Genomic DNA, 24,347 nt, shown 5'->3' on the forward strand with positions numbered 1-24,347 from the left:
AATATTCAATGATTGGGAACGAATGATGGTATTCAGCGAAAACAGCGACATTACGCTGGTTGTCACCAGTTGTGGTCGGTTCGACCTGTTGAAGCGCACTCTGGAAACGTTCGACCATTTCAACACTGCGCCCATACGCCATGTGCTGATTACCGAAGACTCCGGCGATGCCCGGGTCCAGGCGTGCATTCCCGAGCACTGGCACCCGCATACGCGCTTCATCATCAACAACCCCAAGCTGGGGCAGATGCGCTCTGTCGATGCGGCCTATTCGCTGATCGAAACGTCCTGGGTGTTCCATTGCGAAGACGACTGGGATTTCTACCGTCCGCACTTCATCGAAGAGTCGATGACGCTGCTGGAACACGACCCTCAGGCCTTGCAGGTCTGGTTGCGCAGCTACAATCATGATCTGCGTATCCACAGCCCTTACGTTTACCTGAACGGGCGTGAAGTGGTCGAGGGTATCCCGTTTTACAAACTGGGCTCGCACAAGCCGGAATGGCAGGGTTTTTCTTTCAATCCGGGGCTGCGCCGCCTGGCTGATTACCTGCAGCATGCGCCTTATGCCGAACACGGTGGCGAGAAGAAACTTTCACAATTATTCGCCGCGCAAAACCGTTACGCTCTGATTCTGGAAAATGATGCCGTGTTGCACACCGGGTTTGGTGAGCACGTGGAGGTGCCGCAGGAGCGGCTTGACAAACAGCGTCGCAAACGTCGGGATCGCATCAAGCTGATCGTCGCAGTGCTCGCTGGCCTAGTAGCAGGTTGGTTGCTTAATAATGTCAGTTGACCCGATAAGAGTACCCGGCAACAAAGTACAGCAGTACTTTACGGCTGCCATCGTCATCTTCCTGCTGAGTTTCATCCTCAACCCCTCAGCCAAGATCACCAACAATCTGTTTTATGCATTCACGGCGCTGCCGGGCTTGTTCTTCCTGATCAAGTACCGCGGCGCTGGCGTGTTTGCCAAGCCCCTGGGCATCGCCTGGGCGGTGTTCATGGCCTGTTTTCTGGTCCCCGCGCTACAGGCGCAGGAGTTCCAGTATTACAAGCACATCGTTTACGTCAGCCTGTTTGTCTTCATCGTGGCCGGGATCACCGACAACGGTTTCTTCAGGCGCGGTGTATTCGTGCGCAGCATGTTCTGGGCGCTGTGCCTGTACATCCTGCTCAGCAGCATTCACAGCTGGGTGACCGGGCAGTTCGAGTTCGGCCAGCGTGTGGCGATTCTGCCGGGGCGAATGCAGAACGTGATCTACTCCAGTGCCTGGCTGGTCTGCAGCCTGGCGTTGGCCATGCCGCTGTGGGCAAGAGAGCGGCGCTGGGTCGAGGCCGTCTGCGCCGTTCTTGTCACGCTGGTGATAACCGCCTTTGTCGTGCAGACGCGCACTGCGCTGGTGGGTTGCGCGGTTCTGTTCGCCGTCTGCACCGCCTATGCGCTGTACCGTTTTCCACTGCGCACGATAGTCGCCTTGTTGGCGCTGGGCGTCGTGGCGGCGGCAGCCTTCTGGTTCGTCAAGGATGAACAGTGGGTCGCCCTGCTGATGGTCAGAGGGGATTCCTACCGCATCGAGCTGTTTGAAATCATGACCGGTGAATGGCGTCGCTGCGGCTGGGTGCTCGGCTGTGGTGTCGATTTCTACACGACCCAGACCCTGACGGGCGGCATACCGATCCAGCACCCGCACAATATTTTCGTGTCGCTGGGGCTGTATACCGGTGCCGCTTCGCTGGTGATGTTTCTGGTCGTGATGGCGATGACACTGTGGGACGCGGTGCGCAACGGCGATGCCTGGGGTCTCTACCTGGTGTGTGCGCTGGTCATGCTTAACTTCGACGGCGGCCAGCTGGTCGGCAACCCAGACGAGCTCTGGGTGCTGGTGCTGCTACCGGCGACCATGGTGCTCGGGCGAGTGGTGCAGACGCATCGGCTCAGGCAGCAGCAGTAGCATCAAAAAATGGCCGCTTCGAAAGCGGCCATTTTTTATGGGGCAGGTTTATTGAACAGCCTGGGCCAGTTCAGAGGTGTCGCACAGGGTCTGCGCGCTCATGTAGCCATCGAGGAAAGCCGGGTTGCCGTTGTCCAGCAGCCATTGGCGGTCTTCCTGATAACGCAGCATGTGTTTGAAGTTGCGCAAGCGAAGGCTTTTGCGCAAGGCGCGGCGATAGGTTTTCATGTCGGCGATGTCAATCAGGCCGAGGCTGCCTTCCGGCGTGAGGATCACGTTGCCAAGATGGGCCGAGCGAAAGTAGATGCCCTTTTCATGCAGCCCGGCAATGAAGCTTCCCAGTTGCCTGCGCAGCTTGTCGTCGGCCACCGCACTGCCCAGCAGCTGACGCAGGGTGAAGCCAGCCAGCGGATCATAATGCACGGCATCGCGCTCGATCTCGGCGATGCGGCTGACCGAGCGTATGCGCGGGCAGGGAATGCCGCGTTTGATCAGCGTTTCACAGTTGTCTGCGAAGCGCTGCGCGTAGGGGTACCAGGCTGCGGAGCTGACAATGCGTTTGCGCCGAAACAACTTCAACATGGAGCCGTCACGCAGACGGAGTACTTTGTCGCCCGTGCCGTCGGCTTCAAGCACTTCGGCACCTTGAACCAGTTCAAGGTAATGGGCGTGGTCAAACGCTTGCATCGATACTCCGGTTTTTACGCCCCAGGGGTTCCTGGTCGTCATACAGAAGCCAGACGTGCAGGCTTCAGGCAGCGATCAGAATCCCCGGGGAATGGACGAGCCGCCTATGTTACCGCAGCAGGCAGCCGCGAAAACTGCTGTGATACAATTCGGCCTCTTTTTAACACGACGGATTCTCATGACAACCTCCGAATCGTCCACAACCTCCAGCGTGAAAATCTATTTTCGCCTGTTGTCTTATGTGCGTCCGTATGTGGGCATTTTCCTGCTCAGCATCATTGGTTTCGTGATCTTCGCCTCGACCCAGCCGATGCTCGCCGGCATCCTGAAATATTTCGTCGACGGTCTGACCAATCCCGAAGCGGTGCTGTTTCCCAATGTCCCTTATCTGCGCGAGTTGCAGCTGTTGCAGGCCGTGCCGCTGCTGATCGTGCTGATCGCCGCATGGCAGGGGCTGGGCTCGTTTCTAGGCAACTATTTCCTGGCCAAGGTTTCCCTCGGGCTGGTGCATGATTTGCGCGTAGAGCTGTTCAACAAGCTGCTGGTGCTGCCCAATCGCTACTTCGACACGACCAATTCCGGCCATCTGATCTCGCGCATCACCTTCAATGTCACGATGGTGACCGGCGCTGCCACCGATGCCATCAAGGTGGTGATTCGCGAAGGCCTGACCGTGGTGTTCCTGTTCATCTATCTGCTGATGATGAACTGGAAGCTGACGCTGGTGATGCTTGCAATTCTGCCGTTGATTGCCGTCATGGTCGGCACCGCGAGCAAGAAATTCCGCAAGCAGAGCAAGAAGATCCAGGTGGCGATGGGCGATGTCACGCATGTTGCCTCGGAAACCATTCAGGGCTATCGCGTAGTCCGCAGCTTCGGTGGCGAGTCCTACGAGCAGGCGCGCTTTGCCCAGGCCAGCAACAGCAACACCAAAAAGCAGCTGCGCATGACCAAGACCGGCGCCATCTACACGCCGATGCTGCAACTGGTGATCTACAGCGCCATGGCGGTGCTGATGTTCCTGGTGCTGTTCCTGCGTGGCGACGCGACTGCGGGTGATCTGGTTGCCTATATCACCGCTGCGGGCCTGCTGCCCAAGCCGATTCGTCAGCTGTCGGAAGTCAGTTCGACGATCCAGAAAGGTGTCGCTGGTGCCGAGAGCATTTTCGAACAGCTGGATGTGGAAGAGGAAGTCGATACCGGCACCATCGAGCGTGATCGCGTGACCGGCCACCTCGAGGTGAAGAACCTCAGCTTCTTCTACCCGCAGACTGCGCGTCAGGTGTTGAACGACATCAGTTTCTCCGCTGCGCCGGGGCAGATGATTGCCCTGGTAGGGCGTTCCGGCAGCGGCAAGTCAACCCTGGCCAACCTGATCCCGCGTTTCTACGGGCACGACATGGGCAACATCCTGCTCGATGGCGTTGAAATCAACGATTATCGCTTGCGTAACCTGCGCAGGCACATTGCTCAGGTCAATCAGAACGTCACGCTGTTCAACGACACGATTGCCAACAACATTGCCTACGGCGATCTGGCTGGCGCGCCGCGTGCCGACATCGAAGCGGCTGCCGCTGATGCGTATGCCAAGGAATTCATCGACCAGTTGCCGCAGGGTTTCGATACCCAGGTGGGCGAAAACGGGGTGCTGCTGTCCGGCGGTCAACGCCAGCGTCTGGCCATTGCCCGCGCGCTGCTCAAGAACGCTCCTTTGCTGATTCTCGACGAAGCCACCTCGGCGCTGGACACCGAGTCCGAACGGCACATTCAGGCGGCGCTGGATCACGTCATGAAGGGCCGTACCACGCTGGTCATCGCCCACCGCCTTTCGACCATCGAGAAGGCCGACCTGATTCTGGTCATGGATGCCGGGCAGATCGTCGAGCGCGGTACGCACTCTGAGCTGCTGGCGCAGAACGGCTATTACGCCCGCCTGCATGCCATGGGGCTGGACGAGCCTTCGCCTGTCGGCGCTATCTGACCTGACGTTCACCGGGCGGACCCAGGCGGTCCGCCTGCCTTTTGGGTGGCGTGATTCAACAGCCTGTCGGTTGCAAACCCCTGTGCTAAGATTCCGCCCCTGTCCATTTTTCAAGTACGGGTTGTTCCATGAAGCTATCCATGCCGCGCTTTGATCAGGCCCCTGTCCTGGTGGTTGGCGATGTCATGCTCGACAGATACTGGCATGGTGGTACCTCGCGTATTTCCCCCGAAGCGCCAGTGCCTGTGGTCAAGGTCGATCAGATCGAGGACCGTCCGGGCGGTGCTGCCAACGTGGCCTTGAATATCGCTGCGCTGGGCGCCCCCGCTTCGCTGGTCGGTGTGACGGGGGATGACGAGGCGGCTGAAAGTCTGACCAACAGCCTGAAGGCTGCTGGTGTGCTGGCGCGCTTTCAGCGCATCGCCGATCAGCCGACCATCGTCAAACTGCGTGTCATGAGTCGCCACCAGCAACTGTTGCGCATCGATTTCGAAGAACCGTTCAGGACCGACCCGCTGGCCCTGAGCGCAGAGGTTTACAGCTTGCTGGACGGCATCAAGGTGCTGGTCCTGTCCGACTACGGCAAGGGCGCACTGAAAAACCATCAGGCGCTGATTCAGGCCGCCCGCAAGCGCGGCATTCCGGTGCTGGCCGATCCCAAGGGCAAGGATTTCGCGATCTATCGCGGCGCGAGCCTGATCACGCCGAACCTCAGCGAATTCGAGGCCATCGTCGGTCATTGTGTCGATGAGGCACAACTGGTCACCAAGGGTGCGCAGTTGATGCAAGAGCTCGATCTCGGCGCGCTGCTGGTGACCCGTGGCGAACATGGCATGACCCTGTTGCGTCCTGATCAGCAGGCGCTGCACCTGCCGGCCCGTGCCCGCGAAGTGTTCGATGTGACCGGCGCTGGTGATACGGTGATCTCTACCCTGGCGGCAGCGATTGCTGCCGGCGAGGAGCTGCCACATGCGGTGGCGCTGGCCAATCTGGCGGCGGGCATCGTGGTCGGTAAGCTGGGCACGGCGGCCATCAGCGCCCCCGAGCTGCGCCGGGCGATTCAGCGCGAAGAGGGCTCCGAGCGCGGCGTGCTGGGGCTGGAGCAACTGCTGCTGGCGGTCGATGATGCGCGCGCGCACAAGGAAAAGATCGTCTTCACCAATGGCTGCTTCGACATTCTCCACGCAGGTCATGTGACCTACCTGGAGCAGGCGCGTGCCTTGGGTGATCGCCTGATCGTTGCGGTCAACGACGATGCGTCTGTCAGCCGCCTGAAAGGGCCGGGCCGACCGATCAACAGCGTTGACCGGCGCATGGCGGTGCTGGCAGGTCTGGGGGCCGTGGACTGGGTGATCAGCTTCCCGGAAGGAACCCCGGAAAACCTGCTGACCCACGTCAAGCCCGACGTGCTGGTCAAGGGCGGTGATTACGGTGTCGATCAGGTGGTCGGTGCCGATATCGTTCAGGCTTACGGCGGCGAGGTACGTGTGCTGGGGCTGGTGGAAAACAGCTCCACCACCGCGATTGTCGAGAAGATTCGCGCCCAGTAACCGCAACGTTGCCGTTTGAATGCCGGCGCGCTCAAGGTTTCAGTGCCTTGCAGCCGCTGGCCGACTTACTTGCTCAGGCTGCCACGCGCCATCTGCAGCAGCTCCCGGGCCTTGCCGGTCAGGCGTTTGAGCCCTGACTTCTTCGCCGGTGGGGCCATGCCCTGCTGACGCAGCCAGTCCTTCCAGCGAATCCGCTCTTCACGCACCACCCAGCCATCCTGCGCAGCGAAGCTCTCGGCCAGGTACAGCCCTCTCGTGCCGGCCGGACTCAGCTTGTCACGCTTGAGCGTGTACAGCTCGGGCAGAGGGGCGCCGTTCTCCAGCGGCATCAGGTACAGGTCAGGTTTGCTACGGTTGAGGCGGGCGACCAGTTGATCGTTTTCCAGAGCTTCGTCGACATGGAAAAGGCTGACCGGGCGCGCTTCCTTGGGGATTTCCAGGCGCATGTCGTAAATCAGCTGCAAGGACGCCGTGGGCAAATGCACATAGGCCCGTGGACGTTCCAACAGGGTCAGGCTGCCGGTTCGCACCGGTCTCGCGGCGCCGGAGAGGGGGCTCAGGCGAAAGGGCATGGCCTCGCGATAATGCAGCGCGGCGGCGTAGGGCGCAGGCAGCCAGGTCTCCTTGAACAGCCCGCTGAGCCAGCCCTGCGGTGTTTCGATCAGGCACTCTTCGGCCACTTCCTGAATCGCGGTGTGCAGCGGCAGCGTCAGCTCATGGGCCGGGACATAACCCGAGATCAGCTTGAGCACGACGTCGCCGCGATCCTGACGACGCTGGCGGACCAGCACCCAGTAGTCGCGGTTCTGCCAACTGACGGTCAGGCGAACGGAGACCCCCAGATTGGCCAGCTCGGTGGCGAAATGTTCGGTGTCCGGCACGTCGATCTTGCGCCGCCGCTGCAAGGTCTGCGCGAAGTTCATCGGCATGCCGACGCTCTGGTAGCTCAGGCTTTCCGCAGTGGCCTCGACAAACAGCGGCAGGGTCTTGAAGTTGCTGGGATTCTTCCGGATCAGTGTTCGCGGCATAACGGCTCCTTCTTGCGTTGGGGTCGGCCGCCTTAATCAGGCTTGACGGCAAATCACGGCAGCGGCAGTTGCAACGTTGTGTGCCAGGTGCAACGGGTTGATGGTGCCGACAATAGCACTGGCAACCGCCGGATGTTCAAACAGTAGCTGGAAACTGGCGTGGACCGGATCCATGCCGGGTGTCAGGCAGACATGACCACTGGCCAGTGCCTTCTTCACCAGAATGCCTTTGCCATGAGCCTGCGCGTAATCCAGTACCGGCTTTTCATCCTGTTCGTTGAGATTGTAAGTGACCATTGCGCAGTCACCCTCACGCAGCGCCAGCAGGCCGCCTTCGACGGTCTTGCCGGAAAAGCCGAAGCCGCGAATCTTGCCTTCGCGCTTGAGATCAGCGAGTGTTTGGTACACCTCGGCGTCGTTGAGAATCGCCAGATCGTTGCCGTCCGAATGCACCAGGACCAGATCGAGAAAGTCGGTTTCAAGACGTTTCAGGCTGCGCTCGACCGATGTGCGTGTATGGGTGGCGCTGAAGTCATGGCTAGACTGGCCGTTGACGAACTCCTCGCCAACCTTGCTGACGATCACCCAGTCCTGGCGCTGACCGCGCAGCAGCGGTCCCAGGCGCTCTTCGCTGGTGCCATAGGCAGGTGCCGTGTCGATCAGGTTGATGCCCATGTCGCGGGCCATGCGCAGCAGCATCTGCGCCTGCTGGTCATCGGGAATCTTGAAGCCGCTGGGGTATTTGACGCCCTGGTCGCGCCCCAGTTTGACGGTGCCCAGCCCCAGCGGCGATACGTTCAGGCCGGTACTGCCCAGCGGGCGATGCAGATCGTGCAGGGTTTTCAGGCTCATGGCAGCAGCTCATCCCAGACAGGTATGGCCATTGGAGGCCGTGGCACATCGCTCAGCGGAGCTTGCGGGGTCGGGTGGATACCGTCTCTGGACAGCTGCGACAGGACTCGGTCGGCGAAGTCCGGAGCCAGGGCCAGCTTGGTCGGCCAGCCGATCATCAGACGTTGCTGGCTGTCGAGGAAGGCGTTGTCCGGGCGCACCAGTCCTGATTGAGCAGGCTCGGCACGATCAACACGCAGGGTCGCCCACTGCGCCTGACTCAGATCGACCCACGGCAGCAGCGCCTCGAGCTCTTTGCGCGCAACGGCGATCTGCTCGTCCGGTTGGCGCGCCACGCCATCGGCTTCGGCCAGGTCGCCGCCCAGATACCACACCCACTGGCCATCTGCTGCCGGGTGCGTGGTCACGGTGATGCGTGGCTTGGGCCCGCCGCCCAGGCAGTGAGCGAACAGCGGCTTCAGGGTCGGCCCCTTGACCAGCACCATGTGCAACGGGCGGCGCTGCATCTGCGGTTGCGATACGCCAAGCGCGTTCAGCAGGTCGGCATTGCCGCCGCCGGCACTGAGTACGATGCGCTGCGCATGGATATCGCGACCGTCGACGCGCAGACCGATCAGTTCATTGCCCTCGAAGAGCGGCTCGATGTGCTGACCGGCCAGCAGGCTGTCACCGGCCAGTTCGGCGAGACGCCCGATCAGACTGGGTACATCGACCACCAGCTCGGCAAGCCGATAGACCTTGCCTTTGAATTTGGGGTTTTGCAGGGCTGGCGGCAGTTGCTCGCCCTTGACCTGATCCACGCGACCGCGCACGGCCTTGCTGGCGAAGAAACTGGTGAGATTGCCGGCGATGGTGCCTGGCGACCACAGGTAATGGGCCTCGGACAGCAGGCGTACCCCGGAAAGATCCAGCTCGCCCTTGCCATCGAGGGCCTCACGCCAGCGACGCGGCATGTCGGCAATGGCTTCGGAGGCGCCGGACAGCGCGCCGTGCAGCGCGTACTTGGCGCCGCCGTGGATGATCCCCTGAGACTTGAGGCTTTGCCCGCCACCCAGGCTGGCGCTTTCTACCAGCACTGTCGAGAACCCTTGACGACGCAACCGGGCATTGAGCCAGAGACCGGCGACGCCAGCCCCGACAATCAGCACGTCAGTGGAAATAACCGATGGCATGAGCACCTCAGTGAGCGAAAAGTACGAGCATTATAAAGGATCGGGTTTTCAATGCCCGGCGGTTTTCGAGAACAGCTGAATGACCGCCACGCCTGCCACGATCATGCCCATGCCCAGCAGCGCGGGCAGGTCGAGTTTCTGGCCGTAGATGAAGAACGCGGCGATGCTGACCATGACGATGCCCATGCCCGACCAGATGGCGTAAGTGATGCCCACCGGGATCGTGCGCATTACCAGAATCAGCATCCAGAACGCGATCGCATAGCCGGTAATCAGCAGCAACAGGGGCAGCGGGGTGCTCAATCCCTTCACGGCTTTCATGGACGTGGTAGCGATGACTTCCGCGCAAACGGCGATAGCCAGTAGGTAATAAGCGTTCATGGTGCATTCCTTTTCGTCAGGCTGCGCATTCTAGCGGCTTGTGATGGCGGGCTGATAAACTCCGCGCCCATGAATAGAACTCTTTATACCGTACTGTTTCATCTCGGCCTGCCGCTGGTTGCCCTGCGTCTGTGGTTGCGTGCGCGCAAGGCTCCGGCGTATCGCCAGCGCATCGGCGAGCGCTTCGCTCGCGGCTTGCCGGTCATGCAGCGGGGCGGTATCTGGGTACATGCGGTGTCGGTGGGTGAAAGCATCGCCGCAGCGCCCATGATTCGGTCGCTGCTGGTGCAATATCCGCAGTTGCCGATCACTGTGACTTGCATGACGCCCACAGGTTCGGAGCGAATCAAGGCGCTGTTCGCCAGTGAGCCGCGAATTCAGCATTGCTACCTGCCCTACGACCTGCCGTGGGCGGCTGCTGGTTTTCTCGATCAGGTACAGCCACGGCTGGGGATCATCATGGAAACCGAGCTGTGGCCCAACCACATCCATCAGTGTTCCCTGCGCGGGATTCCTGTGGTGCTTGCCAACGCCCGGCTGTCGGAGCGTTCGGCGCGGGGTTACGCACGCTTTGCCGGGCTGACGCGACCGATGCTGGCGGAAATGGCCTGGTTTGCGGTGCAGACTGAAGCTGAGGCGCAGCGCTTTCGTGATCTGGGCGCACGTCCCGAGTGCGTGGCGGTGACCGGCTCGATCAAGTTCGACCTGAGCATCGACCCGCAGCTTCTGCAGCGTGCCGCCCACCAGCGCGAACAATGGCAGACCACGCAGCGGCCTGTCTGGATCGCGGCCAGCACACATGCGGGCGAGGATGAAAGCGTGCTGGCGGCTCATCGCACGTTACTGACCAGTCACCCCGATGCGCTGCTGATTCTGGTGCCGCGTCACCCCGAGCGTTTCGACAGTGTGCATGCGTTGTGTCAGCAGCAGGGCTTTGCGACGGTAAGGCGCTCATCCGCGCAGGCTGTCACGTCTGACGTCTCGGTGCTGATGGGCGATACCATGGGGGAATTGCTGTTTCTCTATGCACTGGCTGACATCGCTTTCGTTGGCGGCAGCCTGGTGCCCAATGGCGGACACAACCTGCTGGAGCCTGCGGCACTGGCCAAGCCGGTGCTCAGCGGCCCGCACCTGTTCAACTTCCTCGAGATCGCCGCCATGCTGCGCAAGGCCGGTGCGTTGCAAGAGGTCAACGATGCAGCAGCGCTGGCCACCGCCGTGCAGGGTCTTTTCGACCAGCCGCAGCAGGTGCGCAACATGGCCGATGCCGGGCTTGAGGTGATGAAGGCCAATCAGGGCGCACAGCAACGCCTGCTCGACGGGATCGGGCGGTTGATGGGCAGGCGCTGAATCGGAGGACGCGGAGCGTCCAGAACTACATGCCGACGCAGAGCGTCGGCACGATAGTTGAGCTCGTCCAGACGCCTATCGTTCCTCACGCTCCAGCGTGGGAATGCATTTCGTGACGCTCTGCGTCACCTGTCAGCGCTTTGCAGGTCGCTCGAAGTTCTTCTGCGCGGCAGTCGCCAGGTCCGGCGGCAGGAAGTCCTTGTCCGGGTTGTAGTCGGCCTTCAGGTAGCGCGACAGGTCCTGCAGGTCGCCCGGGTTCAGGGTGCCTGCTGCCTGCTTGAGACGCAGGTTGTCGAGGATGTAGTCGTAACGCGTGTTGTTGTAGTCACGCACCGAGGCATACAGCTGGCGTTGCGCATCCAGCACGTCGACGATGTTGCGGGTGCCGACCTGATAACCGATTTCCGTGGCTTCCAGCGCGCTCTGGTTGGAGATGATCGACTGCTTGCGGGCCTGGACCTGCTCCACATCGGTATTCACCGCGCGATGCAGGTTGCGCGTGTTTTCCACCACCTGACGACGCAGGCTTTCATGGCGTTGCTCGCTCTGGCTCAGGCGCGCATAGGCTTCGCGTACCTGTGAACTGGTCAGGCCGCCGCTGTAGATCGGGATATTCAGCTGCACGCCGATGCTGCGCTGCTCGACGTCGCCGCCGTAGTTGCGGCCGGTGTAGTTGGGGTTGCTGAAACCCAGTGCATCGTTATCGCCACGCTGATAGGTCGCCACGGCATCGAGCGTCGGCGCGTGCCCGGCCTTGCGCTGACGCAGGGTTTCTTCGGCGGCACTGACTGCGTAGTTGCTGGCCAGCAGATTGAGGTTCTGCTGCGCGGCAGTATCGACCCAGGCCTTGGCGTCATTGGGCGTCGGTGCCAGCACCGGCAGGGTATGCACGATGCCTTCGATCGAGTTGTATTCGCGGTTGGTCAGCGTCACCAGCGCCTGAAAGGCGTCGTCGACCTGACGCTGGGCAATCAGTCGGCTGGCGCGTGACGTGTCATAGCTGGCCTGCGCCTGCAGCACATCGGTCTTGTCCGACAGGCCGACATCGAAGCGCTCGTTGGCCTGATCCAGCTGGCGCTTGAAGGCCGCTTCCTCGGCTTTGGTCGAGGCCAGATTGTCCTGTGCACGCAATACGCTGAAATAGCTTTGCGCCGATTGCAGGATCAGATTCTGCTCGGTAGCCGACAGTTCCAGTGCTGCCTGTTCGTTGCTCGCTTCGGCAGCCTGCAACTGGAACCAGCGGTCAGCGCGGAAGATCGGCTGGCTCAGCGTGGCCTGATAGAGGTTGCCGCTGCGGGTGGCCACGGCTCTGGGCTGATCGATGCTGGTGCGGGTGCTGCTGTTCTGGGCGCTGCCGGAAATATTCGGCAGCAAACCGGCGCGGGCCTGCGGCACGGCTTCCTTGCGCGCATCGTAATCGGCGCGTGAGGCTGCGAGGTCGGCGTTGTTGTCCACAGCCTGCTGATAAACGCTCAACAGCCCTGTCTGCGTTGGCATTGGCAATTCGGCTGCCCAGGTCAACCCGCTGGACGCAAACGAAACAGCCACGACCAACGAAAGTTTGCGCAACATGAGGCATTCCCTGTTCATGAAGAAAATAATTACAGTTCGGGTTGAAGAGAAACCGGGCTAGGGAGTGTAGAGCCAGACGCTTTTGGCAACAATCGTCGATTTGCGCCATTTATCGAGCCCCGTGCAAATAGGCTGGCGTTGCGACGGCACCCCGTCATAGACTGGCGGCGTTCTTGTCGGGGTGCCTTGCTATGAGGCTGAGATCGGTTAAACCGGATCCCGTTGAACCTGATCAGGTTAGCGCCTGCGTAGGGAACAAGATTTCTCGTCTCCCGGCGAGTCCTCTTGAGTGCCGTCCGGGGTCGATTGTTCAAATAATGAACAGTTTCGCCTCCTTTCGATACTCAGCACCAGCACTGGTGCACCCGTCCGTCACGTCAGGTCACTCCGACAATAAATCCGCAACTGGATGTCTGGAGAGCCGTGATGAGTATAAAAGCAAAAAACGCAGCCCATTTGAGCGAGTCGGCGCAAGTCGACTCCGGATCGGTACAGCCGTTTACCCGTTCGCAGAAAATCTACGTTCAGGGCTCGCGCCCGGACATCCGCGTGCCCATGCGCGAAATCACCCTGGACGTCACCCCGACCGACTTTGGCGGCGAGATCAACGCCCCGGTCACGGTCTATGACACCTCCGGCCCCTACACCGACCCCAATGTGATCATCGACGTGCGCAAAGGCCTGGCCGACGTGCGTTCGCCATGGATCGACTCGCGCAATGACACCGAGCGTCTGCCGGGCCTGAGTTCCAGCTTCGGCCAGCAACGCCTGAGCGACGCCGAACTCACCGCGCTGCGCTTTGCCCATGTGCGCAACCCGCGCCGGGCCAAGGCCGGCGCCAACGTCAGCCAGATGCACTACGCGCGTCAGGGCATCATCACCGCCGAGATGGAATACGTCGCCATCCGCGAGAACATGAAGCTTCAGGAAGCCCGCGCCGCAGGTCTGCTGACCCAGCAACATGCCGGGCACAGCTTTGGCGCGAGCATCCCGAAGGAAATCACTGCCGAGTTCGTGCGCGAAGAGATTGCCCGGGGCCGCGCGATCATCCCGGCCAACATCAACCACGTCGAGCTTGAGCCGATGATCATTGGCCGCAACTTCCTGGTGAAGATCAACGGCAACATCGGCAACAGCGCATTGGGCTCTTCCATCGAAGAAGAAGTCGCCAAGCTGACCTGGGGTATCCGCTGGGGCTCGGACACGGTCATGGACCTGTCCACTGGCAAGCACATTCACGAAACCCGCGAGTGGATCATCCGCAATTCGCCGGTGCCGATCGGTACGGTGCCGATCTATCAGGCGCTGGAAAAGGTGGGCGGTGCAGCCGAGGACCTGACCTGGGAGCTGTTCCGCGACACGTTGATCGAGCAGGCCGAGCAGGGCGTCGATTACTTCACCATCCACGCCGGTGTGTTGCTGCGTTACGTGCCGCTGACCGCCAAGCGTGTCACCGGTATCGTCAGCCGTGGCGGTTCGATCATGGCCAAATGGTGCCTGGCGCACCACAAGGAAAACTTCCTTTACGCCCATTTCGAAGACATCTGCGAAATCATGAAGGCCTACGACGTCAGCTTCTCGCTGGGCGACGGCCTGCGTCCGGGCTCGATTGCCGATGCCAACGATGCGGCGCAGTTCGGTGAGCTGGAAACGCTGGGCGAACTGACCAGGATCGCCTGGAAGCATGATGTGCAGACCATGATCGAAGGCCCTGGCCATGTGCCGATGCAGTTGATCAAGGAGAACATGGACAAGCAACTGGAGTGCTGCGATGAAGCGCCGTTCTACACACTGGGCCCGCTGACCACCGACATCGCGCCGGGTTACGACCACATCACCTCGGGCATCGGTGCCGCCATGATCGGCTGGTTCGGCTGCGCCATGCTGTGTTACGTCACGCCCAAGGAGCATCTGGGGCTGCCGAACAAGGATGATGTCAAAACCGGGATCATCACCTACAAGATCGCGGCTCATGCGGCGGATCTTGCCAAAGGCCATCCGGGTGCGCAGATCCGCGACAACGCCTTGAGCAAAGCGCGTTTCGAGTTCCGCTGGGAAGACCAGTTCAACCTCGGCCTGGACCCGGACACCGCGCGTTCGTACCACGACGAAACCCTGCCCAAGGATTCGGCCAAGGTCGCGCATTTCTGCTCCATGTGCGGGCCTAAATTCTGCTCGATGAAGATCACTCAGGAAGTCCGCGAGTACGCCGCCAATCAGCGCATCGAGGCGGTAGACGTCGATGTTGCTAAAGGCCTGGCCGAGCAGGCCGAGCGCTTCAAGCAGGAAGGCAGCCAGTTGTACAAGAGGGTGTAGGGGGCGACAGGTGCACGACAGAACACCGCTAGCGGTTATCGCTACGCTCCAGCATTGGGCTTTACGACTCGGAGCGTCGCACGATAATTGCGATGATCCCACGCTCTGCGTGGTGGCGCTGTTCTGGAAGCTCCGCGTCCGATCCCGAATCACCGATCAACACCCATACGAGACACAAACGTGAACACACCCGGCACCTATTCTCCTGACACCCCTGTACCCGCCAGCCAGCGGGTGTTCGGTGGGCGGGATCTGTTTTCCCTGTGGTTTTCCCTCGGCATCGGTTTGATGGTGCTGCAAACCGGGGCCTTGCTGGCGCCGGGGCTGGGCATGTCCGGCTCGATGCTGGCGATTTTCCTCGGCACGCTGGTGGGCGTCTTGCTGCTCGCCAGCGTTGGTGTGATCGGCAGCGATACCGGCCTGTCGTCCATGGCCGCGCTCAAGCTCAGCCTGGGCAGCAAGGGCGCGTCGCTGCCAGCGGTATTGAACCTGCTGCAACTGATCGGTTGGGGCTCGTTCGAGATCATCGTCATGCGCGACGCAGCCAGTCTGCTCGGCGCGCGGGCTTTTGCAGAGGGCAGCCCGTGGAGCAGTCCGCTGCTCTGGACGCTGTTGTTCGGCGCACTGGCCACGCTGCTGGCAGTCAGCGGGCCATTGACCTTCGTGCGCCGTTTTCTGCGCAAGTGGGGCCTGTGGATACTGCTGACGGCGTGTGCATGGCTGACCTGGAATCTGCTGGCCAAGGCTGATCTGACCGCGCTGTGGGCAACCTCTGGCGATGGTTCGTTGCCGTTTGCCTCGGGGTTCGACATTGCCATCGCCATGCCGCTGTCCTGGCTGCCGCTGATTGCCGACTACTCACGTTTCGGGCAACGCGCGAAAAGCGTCTTCGGCGGTACGGCTGCAGGCTTTTTCATCGGCAACTTCTGGCTGATGAGCCTGGGCGTCGCCTACACCCTGGCGTTCGCCCCGAGCGGCGAGGTCAATGCCTTGCTGCTGGCACTGGCCGGCGCAGGTCTGGGGATCCCGCTGCTGCTGATTCTGCTGGACGAAACGGAAAACGCGTTCGCCGATATTCACTCGGCTGCGGTCTCCAGTGCTCTGCTGTCACGCATCAAGGTCGAGCATCTGGCGTTGGTGATTGGCGTGATCTGTACGCTGATTGCCTGTCTGGCACCGCTGGCGCAGTATCAGAACTTTCTGTTATTGATCGGCTCGGTATTCGCGCCACTGTTCGGCGTCGTGCTGGTTGACCATTTCATTCTGCGTGGTCGCAGTGGTCAGGCGGCGGAGGGCGGTTTGCGCTGGATGAGCCTGCTGGCGTGGCTCGGCGGGCTCAGCACCTATCATCTGCTGGCCAATCTTTATCCCGAAGTGGGCGCAACACTGCCAGCGCTCATTGTCGCTGGCGTGTTGCAGCTGCTGATCGGCGGTGCGATCAGCCGCGGCCGGGGAACAGTTCCGGCTTGAGGATGCCATTGAGCTGAGGATAAGGAATCTTCAGCTCGATGTGGCCCATCGAATACGGCGCGATGGTGTCGACCGAGTACTTGAGGATCACTGCGCCGTAGGTCAGCGCAATATGCGGCGTGCGCTTGAACGGCCAGGTCTTCATGAACTCGCTGTCTTCATTCATCTTGGTCGATACCAGCCAGCCCTGGTGGGCCAGTTGGGCTTTCTGCCAGAACTCGCTTTCCTTGCCCGGGATGATCATGTCAGCCAGGGTCAGGACTTTCTGCTGCTGACGCGAATAGTTGATGAACGCCCGGCCAGGGTTGCCGTGGGCACCGCCGGTATCCAGATAGCTGGACAGTTCGACCACTACGATACCGTCATGCTGTTCGCGTACCTTGGCCTGCAGATAGCTGCTGTTGCGACCCTGGGCCTGGCTCAGGAACTGTTCCTGATAGGCTTTGATCGACGCAGGCGGCGATGCGCTGCTGTCGGCAACGGTCAGTTGCAGCAACGTCTTCTGAACGATGGCGTCCAGTCGCGGCTCATCGGGGAAGTGCACGGTATCGATGTTCACCAACGGGCAGTCGGCCGTGGTGCAGCCCGGCTTGATCAGCTCGGAAGCATCGCGCTGGACTTGCAGCGGTGTGCGCATGTTGGGCGTGAAGAGGCTTTGGCAGGCGCCGAGCAACAGGGCCAGGCAAGCCAGTGAAGTGATCCTCAATAACGACATGTTGATCCTTGGCAGTGTCAGTAAAGGCGGTTGCGTTGTACGTATGCAGGCTGGTTGGACTGTAAACAACGTCTTCGGTTCGATCATGGCAGATTAGAATTGTTTTAAGCCCCGGCCGTCTACCCTGCATGTTCAAGGGGGCTGCATCTGACTGCCGATGCGCGTTAGGATGGCCCGATGTCAAAAACGGCGGCAAGCGAGAAACCCATGACCCAGACCACACGATCTGCACCAAGCGCTTTTGAAACCATAAAGCGTGAAAACTGCTTCAAGGGCTTCTATAAGCTGGACAAGCTGCATGTGCGCCACGAATTGTTCGCGGGCGGGATGAGCAAGGAAATCAGCCGCGAACTGTTCGTTCGCCACGACGCCGTCTGCGTGCTGCCTTATGACGCCAAGCGTGACGAAGTCGTGCTCATCGAGCAGTTCCGCGTAGGCGCCATGAAAAAGACCAACAACCCCTGGCTGATCGAGCTGGTCGCAGGTCTGATCGACAAGGATGAACAGCCGGAAGAAGTTGCTCATCGCGAGGCAGAAGAGGAAGCTGGGCTGAAGTTCGAGGCATTGTGGCCAATCACCAAATACTTCCCCTCGCCGGGTGGCAGCGACGAGTTCGTTCACCTGTTTCTGGGGCGTTGCAGCAGTGAAGGGGCGGGCGGATTGCACGGGCTCGAGGCCGAAGGTGAAGACATCCGGGTAACAGTCTGGTCATTCGATGACGCATTGCAGGCGATGAAAGACGGAACAATCAAGAACGCATCGACGATCATCGCCTTGCAATGGCTGGCGCTGAATCGTGCAGAGATAAGGGGTTTATGGTCGTGAATCCAGTGCGCGAACGCTACCGTGTCGATCTTGCCGGACTGCAGGCTGCGTGCGAGGCCAACTACGCGCGCCTGATGCGCCTGCTGCCCGACATGCGCAACGAACAGCGCTCACGCCGCGTCGCCGTTACCCAGGGTGATCAGATGCTGGGCGTGCTGGCAGTCGAAGTGTTGCTCGACTGCCCGTACACCACCACCTTGCAGGTCTGCCAGGAGCACAGCCTGCCCTGGCTGCCGGTGCCCAAGCTCGAAGTACAGGTTTACCACGACGCCCGCATGGCCGAAGTCATCGGCGCCGAACATGCGCGGCGCTTCCGGGGCATCTATCCCTACCCCAACGCCGACATGCACCAACCAGACGAAAAGGCCCAGCTCAACCTGTTTCTCGGTGAATGGCTGAGCCACTGCCTGGCGTGTGGGCATGAGTTTGAAGCGGTGCGCTGATCCATTCGCAATTCTGAATTTTTTATCTCAACCGGCCTCATGACTTGTTTATTCAGTTGTAAATGACTTTGGCCGTCAGTGTTTATGCCTCAGGCATGTAGGTCGTGTCTGAATATATTCAAAGCGAGCAGCGTGTCCTTGAATTTGAAATTCCATGGCTTACATTCGTCATCACTTTCATTTACAGGCATAACGAATGAGCTATTTAGGGAGCCATCTGAATCATTGTCGGGCTGTGCCTTTCAACGGGTACGACACATGGCTTGTAGTAGTAAGCGGTGACGGTCCTAATATCTGTGGGCATGCCTTGTTGAAAGCGGGAGAGTTTTATTTTCATATTGCCGGGTTGGCCGAACGGCCGTACTTCATGAGTGAAACTGATTACGGACGTTATCTCAATGAATCCTCGAAAACAGAGCTGTTCCGTCGAAGAGTACTTCTGAACAAACCCGATGTGGCGCAGCGCAAGCTTGAGGAGCTTAGCGCCAAGCCGTGGCACTGGTTTGGCATCCCCAATAATTGTGTTTCTTATGTCGAAGAGATTTTCAATGCTGGCGGCTCTCGGGAATCCATGATTACCAATTGTCCAGTGAGATGGCGATGATTATCTATCGGGCTTTGATTGGTGGTTTCACTGGACTCATCTTCGGCCTTCTCCTATATGTCGGACTGATAACCCTGACAGGCAGCGCTCTGCGTTGGGAACACTTTCTATATACGGCCATTACCGGAGTGGTCATCGGTATTCTGTCTTTGAGGCTCATGCCGTGGATCGTTCATCTGGCTGGATTGGCAGGAATGATTCTTGGCGTTGTACTGGAGTTTTTGTTGGCGGGATATATCTGGCCTGGAATGCCTTATGAGCGGGTGCTGAGCCATCTCTTGGGTGCGGGACTGGCAGGCATGGTGTCGGCCGGACTTATTGCTTCGATTGTGCTCAAGCACCGAGCGAATCAGCAAATGTGACCAAATGCTCGTCTGCACGCACTTTCCCGGTTTACCCGCCCGTTGCCACATCACATAATCGCGCTGAATCCTCTCTGGGAGACGGTCTTGCCGAGCGCAGCCCTTTCATCGTCAGTTTTGCTGGTGCAGATATCCGATAGCCACTTGTTCGCCGAGGCGGACGAGGCGTTGTTGGGCATGAGCACGCGGGACAGTCTGGAAAAAGTCGTTGATCAGGTGCTGGCCGAGCAGCCGCACATTGATCTTGTGGTCGCCAGCGGCGATATCTCGCAGGACGGCAGTGTCGAGTCTTACGAAGCGTTTCGTCGGATAAGCGGGCGGATCGACGCGCCTGCGCGCTGGTTCGCCGGTAATCACGACGAACTGCCGCAGATGGAGCAGGTTGCGCAGCCTAATGGGTTGCTCGACCCGGTGGTGGATATCGGCCAGTGGCGGGTGACGCTGCTGGATTCGGCAGTGCCCGGTTCGGTGCCTGGTTTTCTCGCGGCTACGCAATTGCAGTTGCTGGAGCAGGCGCTGAGTGAAGCGCCTGAGCGGCATCACCTGATCTGCCTGCACCATCACCCGGTGGCAATTGGTTGTGAGTGGATGGCGCCGATCGGCTTGCGCAATGCCGATGCGTTGTTTGACGTGCTCGATCGTTTTTCGCAGGTTCGCGCCATACTGTGGGGCCATGTGCATCAGGAATTCGATCAGATGCGTAACGGCGTGCGTCTGCTGGCGTCGCCTTCGACCTGCATTCAGTTCGCCCCGGGCAGCGTGGATTTCAAGGTCGACACCGCGGCGCCGGGCTATCGCTGGCTACGACTGCATGACGACGGGCGGCTGGAAACGGCTGTTTCCCGAGTGGTCGGCCTGGAGTTCGAGGTCGATTACGGCGGCACCGGTTATTGATTGGGCTGGCGGATACGTTTCCGGTGAGGTGTTGTAGCGTAAGTCCCTGTAAACTACACGGCTTTGCCTTGCACTCGGGAGCGACAGCGTGACGAGCGACATACCTTCACTGCTATACATCCATGGCTTGAACAGCTCGGCCCTGTCGAGAAAGGCCTGTCAGTTGAGTGCGCTGATGAAGTCTCTGGGTCTGGCTGATCGTCTGCAAGTCCCTGAACTGCATCACCATCCGCGCCAGGCCATGCTCCAGCTTGAAGCGGCTATCACGGCGCTGGGACGGCCATTACTGGTCGGCAGCTCCCTCGGCGGCTACTATGCGACTCATTTGGCGCAGCGGCACGGCCTCAAGGCGGTGCTGATCAACCCGGCAGTCAATCCGCATCAGCTGTTCGACGGGTTTCTCGGCGTGCAACAGAACCTGTACACCGGCGAGCAGTGGCAGTTGACCGAAGACCATATTCGGGCGCTGGCCGAGCTGGAAGTACCCGCGCCGCAGGACCCGCAGCAGTTTCAGGTGTGGCTGCAGACCGGTGACGAGACGCTCGATTATCGTCGCGCCGAGAAGTTTTACCGGGCCTGTGCCTTGCGCATTCAGGCGGGCGGCGACCACAGTTTTCAGGGCTTTGCCGAGCGCATGCCGGCACTGCTGACGTTTGCCGGATTTGCTCCCGATCTGTTGCAGAAGATCGACCTGTCGGCGCTGTAAGTGCGGCAGGTGATGGATGCCCGGTCACATGAATGCAAGAACATTGAACCCCCGAAATTCCATGAAAGATTGATAACGAGAACCCATGGCCAATCCCAGCGCTAGCTCTTATAACGCAGACGCCATCGAAGTCCTCTCGGGCCTCGATCCGGTTCGCAAACGTCCGGGCATGTACACCGACACCTCGCGGCCCAACCACCTGGCTCAGGAAGTCATCGACAACAGCGTCGACGAAGCCCTGGCCGGTCACGCGCGTTCGGTACAGGTCATCCTTCATGCCGACAATTCGCTCGAAGTGTCGGACGACGGCCGCGGCATGCCGGTGGACATCCACCCGGAAGAAGGCGTGTCCGGCGTCGAGCTGATCCTCACCAAGCTTCACGCAGGCGGCAAGTTCTCCAACAAGAACTATCAGTTCTCCGGCGGCCTGCACGGCGTGGGCATTTCCGTCGTCAACGCGCTGTCCACCCAGGTTCGGGTGCGGGTCAAGCGTGATGGCAACGAATATGAAATGACCTTCGCTGACGGCTACAAGGCCACCGAGCTGGCGGTCGTCGGCACCGTCGGCAAACGCAACACCGGGACCAGCGTCTATTTCGCCCCCGATCCGAAGTATTTCGATACGCCGAAGTTTTCCGTCAGCCGTCTCAAGCATGTGCTCAAGGCCAAGGCGGTTCTGTGCCCGGGCCTGCTGGTCAGCTTCGAAGACAAATCCAGCGGCGAGAAAGTCGAGTGGCATTACGAAGACGGCCTGCGCTCCTACCTGCAGGACTCGGTCACCGAATTCCTGCGCCTGCCGGACGAGCCGTTCTGCGGCAGCTTCACCGGTAACAAGGAAGCGGTCGACTGGGCGCTGCTCTGGCTGCCCGAAGGGGGCGACAGCGTTCAGGAAAGTTACGTCAACCTGATCCCGACTGCGCAGGGCGGCACCCACGTGAACGGCTTGCGCCAGGGTCTGCTGGATGCCATGCGCGAGTTCTGCGAGTTCCGCAACCTGTTACCGCGTGGCGTGAAGCTGGCCCCGGAAGATGTCTGGGAACGCATTGCCTTCGTCCTGTCGATGAAAATGCAGGAGCCGCAGTTCTCCGGGCAGACCAAAGAACGTCTGTCGTCCCGTGAAGCGGCGGCCTTCGTCTCCGGTGTGGTCAAGGACGCATTCAGCCTGTGGCTCAACACGCACTCCGAACTGGGGTTGCAACTGGCCGATCTGGCGATCAACAACGCCGGTCGGCGCCTCAAGGCGAGCAAAAAGGTCGAGCGCAAGCGCATCACTCAAGGGCCGGCGTTGCCGGGCAAGCTGGCCGACTGTGCCGGGCAGGACCCGGCGCGCTCCGAACTGTTTCTGGTCGAGGGTGATTCTGCCGGTGGTTCCGCCAAACAGGCGCGCGACAAGGAATTCCAGGCGATCCTGCCGCTGCGCGGCAAAATCCTCAACACCTGGGAAGTGGACGGCGGCGAAGTGCTTGCCAGTCAGGAAGTTCACAACATTGCCGTGGCCATCGGGGTTGACCCGGGCGCAGCCGATATCAGCCAGTTGCGTTACGGCAAGATCTGCATCCTGGCTGACGCTGACTCGGACGGTCTGCACATTGCAACGCTGCTGTGTGCGTTGTTTGTGCAGCACTTCCGCCCGCTGGTCGACGCCGGGCATGTGTATGTCGCCATGCCGCCGCTGTACCGGATCGACCTGGGCAAGGAAATCTACTACGCGCTGGACGAAGCCGAGCGTGACGGGATTCTGGACCGTCTGGTCGCTGAAAAGAAACGTGGCAAGCCGCAGGTCACCCGATTCAAGGGCCTGGGTGAGATGAACCCGCCGCAGTTGCGCGAAACCACCATGGACCCGAACACGCGTCGTCTGGTGCAACTCACGCTGGATGATTTCGCGGCCACCTCGGAAATGATGGACATGCTGCTGGCGAAGAAGCGTGCAGGTGATCGCAAGTCCTGGCTCGAGTCGAAGGGCAACCTTGCCGAGGTTCTGACTTGATACGAGCCTGGCTCGCCGCCCTGATCCTGGTTGCCACGCCGGTTGTCGCTGCGCCACTCGAGGCCCTGAAGCTGCAATCCGAGCACCCGGTAGACGACATGGCCGGTGGCAATCTGTCAGGTCTGGCGATGTGCAACGGCCAACTGTGGACCGTGTCCGACCGTGACGATGATGTGCTGTACAGCCTGGATGTGTCGCAAGACACTTGGAAGGCTCAGTCACATCACATTGACGCACCTGCGCCACAAAGCTATCTGCCGTTGAAGTTGCGTTTCATGGCGGGTCTTTCCGCGCTGATACGCGGTGGCAGTCTGGATTTCGAAGGTGTCAGCTGTGACGCCGCTGGCAATCGCTACCTGGTCAGCGAGGCCTACGGCACGGTGCTCAAGGTTCCGGTCAGCGGTAAACCGGTCTGGCTGGATTTGCCGCAAGCGCTGGTGGATCAGGCGCGCGCTCAGGGCATGTTGCAGCGCTTCAACGCGATTTTCGAAGGGATTGCCGTGAGTCCTGCGGGCGACCGTCTCTGGCTGGCGGCCGAACGCGAGAAGCGTGGCTTGCTGGTGGTGCAACGCGACAAGCAGCAGTGGACCTGCGGGCAAAGCTGCGTGCTGCTGTCCGAGTCCGGTCTGGACGCGTTGCCGCCGGAGCAGGGCAGCAAAAAGGTGTCCACGGATTTTTCCGATGTGTCGCTGTACAACGGCAAGCTGTTCACGCTGGAACGCGCGGTGTACCGCATCTGTCGGCGTGATCTTGAGACAGGGCAGGTCGAGCGTTGCTGGTCGTTCGCCAAAGAGGCGATGGTGCCGTCGCGTCGTTACGATCAACCCTACGGCCTGACCGAGGCACTGGTGGTCGACGAGAAGGGCGCATGGATCGGCATCGACAATAACTTCGGTGCACGCGCCGACGGTGAGAAACGCCCGATCGTCTGGCGCTTCGCTGCACCTGAGGCGGGCTGGAGTGCTGGGCAATGAGCGACGTGCAGCCCGGCAAGCGCGCCGGCAAGGTGTTGATGATCGTGGCCTGGGCGGCCGGTCTGTTTCTCGCGACGCGCTTTTTCGGCGATTGGGAAGACCGGCAGCAGAACCCCAACACCGTGGTTACCTCGCAACACGGTGACGGCTATATAGAGGTGCAACTGGCAGGCAATCGTCAGGGGCACTTCGTCACGACCGGCCAGATCAACGGCCGGACAGTGGAATTCATGATCGACACCGGGGCGACCGATGTGGCCGTACCCGGTGACATGGCTGACCGCCTGGGGCTCAAACGTGGCTATCCGGTCACGGTCAGCACGGCCAATGGCAACAGTCAGGGTTTTCGGACCACGCTTGACCGCTTGCAGCTGGGCGATATCGTCCTGACCAATGTGCGTGCCCTGGTGGCACCCGGTCTGGACGGTGAGCAGGTGCTGCTCGGTATGAGTGCAATGAAACAACTCGAATTCACACAGCGTGGCGGCAATTTGCTGTTGCGCCAGTCAACGAAATGATG

The 24,347-nt window shown here is 60.4% G+C and carries 23 protein-coding genes and 1 riboswitch; of the genes, 16 read left to right on the plus strand and 7 right to left on the minus strand.

The window, feature by feature from the left end; genetic code table 11:
- Positions 1-22: 22 nt before the first annotated feature.
- Both AO388_RS16165 and AO388_RS16170 read left to right on the plus strand, forming a co-directional pair.
- Positions 23-796 carry a glycosyltransferase family 2 protein gene (locus AO388_RS16165; protein ID WP_003431969.1) on the plus strand — a complete coding sequence of 258 codons (774 nt, stop codon included), beginning with the start codon at positions 23-25 and terminating at the stop codon, positions 794-796.
- Complete coding sequence (locus tag AO388_RS16170) at positions 786-1,955, plus strand: hypothetical protein (protein WP_058416742.1); 1,170 nt, start codon at positions 786-788, stop codon at positions 1,953-1,955. Before AO388_RS16165 ends, AO388_RS16170 begins: the two co-directional genes overlap by 11 nt.
- A 48-nt stretch (positions 1,956-2,003) precedes the next feature.
- Here AO388_RS16170 and AO388_RS16175 read toward each other — a convergent pair whose 3' ends face one another.
- Positions 2,004-2,642, minus strand: coding sequence for a hypothetical protein (locus AO388_RS16175; protein WP_003366239.1), 639 nt, complete (start codon positions 2,640-2,642; stop codon positions 2,004-2,006).
- Positions 2,643-2,820: 178 nt separating this feature from the next.
- Between AO388_RS16175 and msbA the strand changes: the two genes are divergently transcribed.
- Entirely contained in the window at positions 2,821-4,623 is a 1,803-nt protein-coding gene (gene msbA, locus AO388_RS16180) for a lipid A export permease/ATP-binding protein MsbA (RefSeq protein WP_058416743.1), read from the plus strand.
- A gap of 128 nt (positions 4,624-4,751) precedes the next feature.
- Positions 4,752-6,173 carry a bifunctional D-glycero-beta-D-manno-heptose-7-phosphate kinase/D-glycero-beta-D-manno-heptose 1-phosphate adenylyltransferase HldE gene (gene hldE, locus AO388_RS16185; RefSeq protein ID WP_044309307.1) on the plus strand — a complete coding sequence of 474 codons (1,422 nt, stop codon included), beginning with the start codon at positions 4,752-4,754 and terminating at the stop codon, positions 6,171-6,173.
- Between the two features lie 65 nt (positions 6,174-6,238).
- Here the strand turns inward: hldE and AO388_RS16190 are convergent, their stop codons facing one another.
- Genes AO388_RS16190 through AO388_RS16205 form a run of 4 tightly spaced genes read right to left on the minus strand, consistent with a single transcriptional unit; the run spans position 6,239 to position 9,606 of the window.
- Entirely contained in the window at positions 6,239-7,201 is a 963-nt protein-coding gene (locus AO388_RS16190) for a hypothetical protein (protein WP_003366246.1), read from the minus strand.
- 36 nt (positions 7,202-7,237) lie between these two features.
- Complete coding sequence (locus tag AO388_RS16195) at positions 7,238-8,053, minus strand: aldo/keto reductase (RefSeq protein ID WP_003431963.1); 816 nt, start codon at positions 8,051-8,053, stop codon at positions 7,238-7,240.
- Positions 8,050-9,225: an NAD(P)/FAD-dependent oxidoreductase gene (locus AO388_RS16200; protein WP_058416744.1), complete on the minus strand. Its 1,176-nt coding sequence runs from the start codon at positions 9,223-9,225 to the stop codon at positions 8,050-8,052. Before AO388_RS16200 ends, AO388_RS16195 begins: the two co-directional genes overlap by 4 nt.
- Before the next feature lie 48 nt (positions 9,226-9,273).
- Positions 9,274-9,606: an SMR family transporter gene (locus AO388_RS16205; protein ID WP_003431961.1), complete on the minus strand. Its 333-nt coding sequence runs from the start codon at positions 9,604-9,606 to the stop codon at positions 9,274-9,276.
- A 69-nt stretch (positions 9,607-9,675) separates the two neighbouring features.
- Here AO388_RS16205 and waaA point away from each other — a divergent pair, with 69 nt between their 5' ends.
- A complete protein-coding gene (gene waaA / locus AO388_RS16210) occupies positions 9,676-10,956 on the plus strand; it encodes a lipid IV(A) 3-deoxy-D-manno-octulosonic acid transferase (RefSeq protein WP_058397729.1) in 1,281 nt (426 codons plus the stop codon).
- A gap of 132 nt (positions 10,957-11,088) precedes the next feature.
- Here the strand turns inward: waaA and AO388_RS16215 are convergent, their stop codons facing one another.
- Positions 11,089-12,528, minus strand: coding sequence for a TolC family outer membrane protein (locus tag AO388_RS16215; RefSeq protein WP_058416745.1), 1,440 nt, complete (start codon positions 12,526-12,528; stop codon positions 11,089-11,091).
- 167 nt (positions 12,529-12,695) lie between these two features.
- Positions 12,696-12,800: riboswitch (TPP riboswitch) on the plus strand.
- 154 nt (positions 12,801-12,954) lie between these two features.
- On the opposite strand from AO388_RS16215, the gene thiC reads away from it, so the two are divergent.
- Positions 12,955-14,844 carry a phosphomethylpyrimidine synthase ThiC gene (gene thiC / locus AO388_RS16220; protein ID WP_058416746.1) on the plus strand — a complete coding sequence of 630 codons (1,890 nt, stop codon included), beginning with the start codon at positions 12,955-12,957 and terminating at the stop codon, positions 14,842-14,844.
- A gap of 180 nt (positions 14,845-15,024) precedes the next feature.
- A complete protein-coding gene (cytX, locus tag AO388_RS16225) occupies positions 15,025-16,314 on the plus strand; it encodes a putative hydroxymethylpyrimidine transporter CytX (RefSeq protein ID WP_003431958.1) in 1,290 nt (429 codons plus the stop codon).
- Here the strand turns inward: cytX and AO388_RS16230 are convergent.
- Positions 16,283-17,029 carry an RsiV family protein gene (locus tag AO388_RS16230; RefSeq protein WP_004654549.1) on the minus strand — a complete coding sequence of 249 codons (747 nt, stop codon included), beginning with the start codon at positions 17,027-17,029 and terminating at the stop codon, positions 16,283-16,285. The genes cytX and AO388_RS16230 overlap by 32 nt on opposite strands.
- A gap of 207 nt (positions 17,030-17,236) precedes the next feature.
- Between AO388_RS16230 and AO388_RS16235 the strand changes: the two genes are divergently transcribed.
- The 9 genes from AO388_RS16235 (at position 17,237) to AO388_RS16270 (ending at position 24,345) form a co-directional block, all read left to right on the plus strand.
- Positions 17,237-17,854, plus strand: coding sequence for an NUDIX domain-containing protein (locus tag AO388_RS16235; RefSeq protein WP_003366260.1), 618 nt, complete (start codon positions 17,237-17,239; stop codon positions 17,852-17,854).
- Complete coding sequence (locus tag AO388_RS16240) at positions 17,845-18,297, plus strand: DUF1249 domain-containing protein (protein ID WP_003431956.1); 453 nt, start codon at positions 17,845-17,847, stop codon at positions 18,295-18,297. The genes AO388_RS16235 and AO388_RS16240 overlap by 10 nt, the downstream gene beginning before the upstream one ends.
- A 196-nt stretch (positions 18,298-18,493) precedes the next feature.
- On the plus strand, positions 18,494-18,901 hold the full coding sequence (locus AO388_RS29190; protein ID WP_154583505.1) for a hypothetical protein: 408 nt from the start codon (positions 18,494-18,496) through the stop codon (positions 18,899-18,901).
- Complete coding sequence (locus AO388_RS16245; RefSeq protein ID WP_096120575.1) at positions 18,898-19,263, plus strand: hypothetical protein; 366 nt, start codon at positions 18,898-18,900, stop codon at positions 19,261-19,263. The genes AO388_RS29190 and AO388_RS16245 overlap by 4 nt, the downstream gene beginning before the upstream one ends.
- Before the next feature lie 87 nt (positions 19,264-19,350).
- Positions 19,351-20,157: a 3',5'-cyclic-AMP phosphodiesterase gene (cpdA, locus tag AO388_RS16250; RefSeq protein WP_080377345.1), complete on the plus strand. Its 807-nt coding sequence runs from the start codon at positions 19,351-19,353 to the stop codon at positions 20,155-20,157.
- An 88-nt stretch (positions 20,158-20,245) separates the two neighbouring features.
- Complete coding sequence (locus AO388_RS16255) at positions 20,246-20,863, plus strand: YqiA/YcfP family alpha/beta fold hydrolase (protein WP_054081305.1); 618 nt, start codon at positions 20,246-20,248, stop codon at positions 20,861-20,863.
- A gap of 85 nt (positions 20,864-20,948) precedes the next feature.
- Complete coding sequence (gene parE / locus AO388_RS16260; RefSeq protein ID WP_003431952.1) at positions 20,949-22,853, plus strand: DNA topoisomerase IV subunit B; 1,905 nt, start codon at positions 20,949-20,951, stop codon at positions 22,851-22,853.
- Positions 22,850-23,827, plus strand: coding sequence for an esterase-like activity of phytase family protein (locus AO388_RS16265; protein WP_003366272.1), 978 nt, complete (start codon positions 22,850-22,852; stop codon positions 23,825-23,827). Before parE ends, AO388_RS16265 begins: the two co-directional genes overlap by 4 nt.
- The gene (locus tag AO388_RS16270) at positions 23,824-24,345 is read left to right on the plus strand and encodes a retropepsin-like aspartic protease family protein (RefSeq protein WP_054081306.1); all 522 of its coding nucleotides are present in this window, start codon (positions 23,824-23,826) and stop codon (positions 24,343-24,345) included. The genes AO388_RS16265 and AO388_RS16270 overlap by 4 nt, the downstream gene beginning before the upstream one ends.
- The last annotated feature ends 2 nt before the right edge of the window (positions 24,346-24,347 follow it).

This window comes from Pseudomonas sp. ICMP 10191 (genome assembly GCF_001467335.1).
Classification (GTDB): Bacteria; Pseudomonadota; Gammaproteobacteria; order Pseudomonadales; family Pseudomonadaceae; genus Aquipseudomonas; species Aquipseudomonas cerasi.

Bases quoted from the DNA above. Each gene is read 5' to 3' on its own strand.
- AO388_RS16165 (WP_003431969.1), top strand. From the start codon at position 23: ATGATGGTATTCAGCGAAAACAGCGACATTACGCTGGTTGTCACCAGT.
- AO388_RS16170 (WP_058416742.1), top strand. From the start codon at position 786: ATGTCAGTTGACCCGATAAGAGTACCCGGCAACAAAGTACAGCAGTAC.
- AO388_RS16175 (WP_003366239.1), bottom strand. From the start codon at position 2,642: ATGCAAGCGTTTGACCACGCCCATTACCTTGAACTGGTTCAAGGTGCC.
- msbA (WP_058416743.1), top strand. From the start codon at position 2,821: ATGACAACCTCCGAATCGTCCACAACCTCCAGCGTGAAAATCTATTTT.
- hldE (WP_044309307.1), top strand. From the start codon at position 4,752: ATGAAGCTATCCATGCCGCGCTTTGATCAGGCCCCTGTCCTGGTGGTT.
- AO388_RS16190 (WP_003366246.1), bottom strand. From the start codon at position 7,201: ATGCCGCGAACACTGATCCGGAAGAATCCCAGCAACTTCAAGACCCTG.
- AO388_RS16195 (WP_003431963.1), bottom strand. From the start codon at position 8,053: ATGAGCCTGAAAACCCTGCACGATCTGCATCGCCCGCTGGGCAGTACC.
- AO388_RS16200 (WP_058416744.1), bottom strand. From the start codon at position 9,225: ATGCCATCGGTTATTTCCACTGACGTGCTGATTGTCGGGGCTGGCGTC.
- AO388_RS16205 (WP_003431961.1), bottom strand. From the start codon at position 9,606: ATGAACGCTTATTACCTACTGGCTATCGCCGTTTGCGCGGAAGTCATC.
- waaA (WP_058397729.1), top strand. From the start codon at position 9,676: ATGAATAGAACTCTTTATACCGTACTGTTTCATCTCGGCCTGCCGCTG.
- AO388_RS16215 (WP_058416745.1), bottom strand. From the start codon at position 12,528: ATGTTGCGCAAACTTTCGTTGGTCGTGGCTGTTTCGTTTGCGTCCAGC.
- thiC (WP_058416746.1), top strand. From the start codon at position 12,955: ATGAGTATAAAAGCAAAAAACGCAGCCCATTTGAGCGAGTCGGCGCAA.
- AO388_RS16230 (WP_004654549.1), bottom strand. From the start codon at position 17,029: ATGTCGTTATTGAGGATCACTTCACTGGCTTGCCTGGCCCTGTTGCTC.
- AO388_RS16235 (WP_003366260.1), top strand. From the start codon at position 17,237: ATGACCCAGACCACACGATCTGCACCAAGCGCTTTTGAAACCATAAAG.
- AO388_RS16240 (WP_003431956.1), top strand. From the start codon at position 17,845: ATGGTCGTGAATCCAGTGCGCGAACGCTACCGTGTCGATCTTGCCGGA.
- AO388_RS29190 (WP_154583505.1), top strand. From the start codon at position 18,494: ATGAGCTATTTAGGGAGCCATCTGAATCATTGTCGGGCTGTGCCTTTC.
- AO388_RS16245 (WP_096120575.1), top strand. From the start codon at position 18,898: ATGATTATCTATCGGGCTTTGATTGGTGGTTTCACTGGACTCATCTTC.
- parE (WP_003431952.1), top strand. From the start codon at position 20,949: ATGGCCAATCCCAGCGCTAGCTCTTATAACGCAGACGCCATCGAAGTC.
- AO388_RS16270 (WP_054081306.1), top strand. From the start codon at position 23,824: ATGAGCGACGTGCAGCCCGGCAAGCGCGCCGGCAAGGTGTTGATGATC.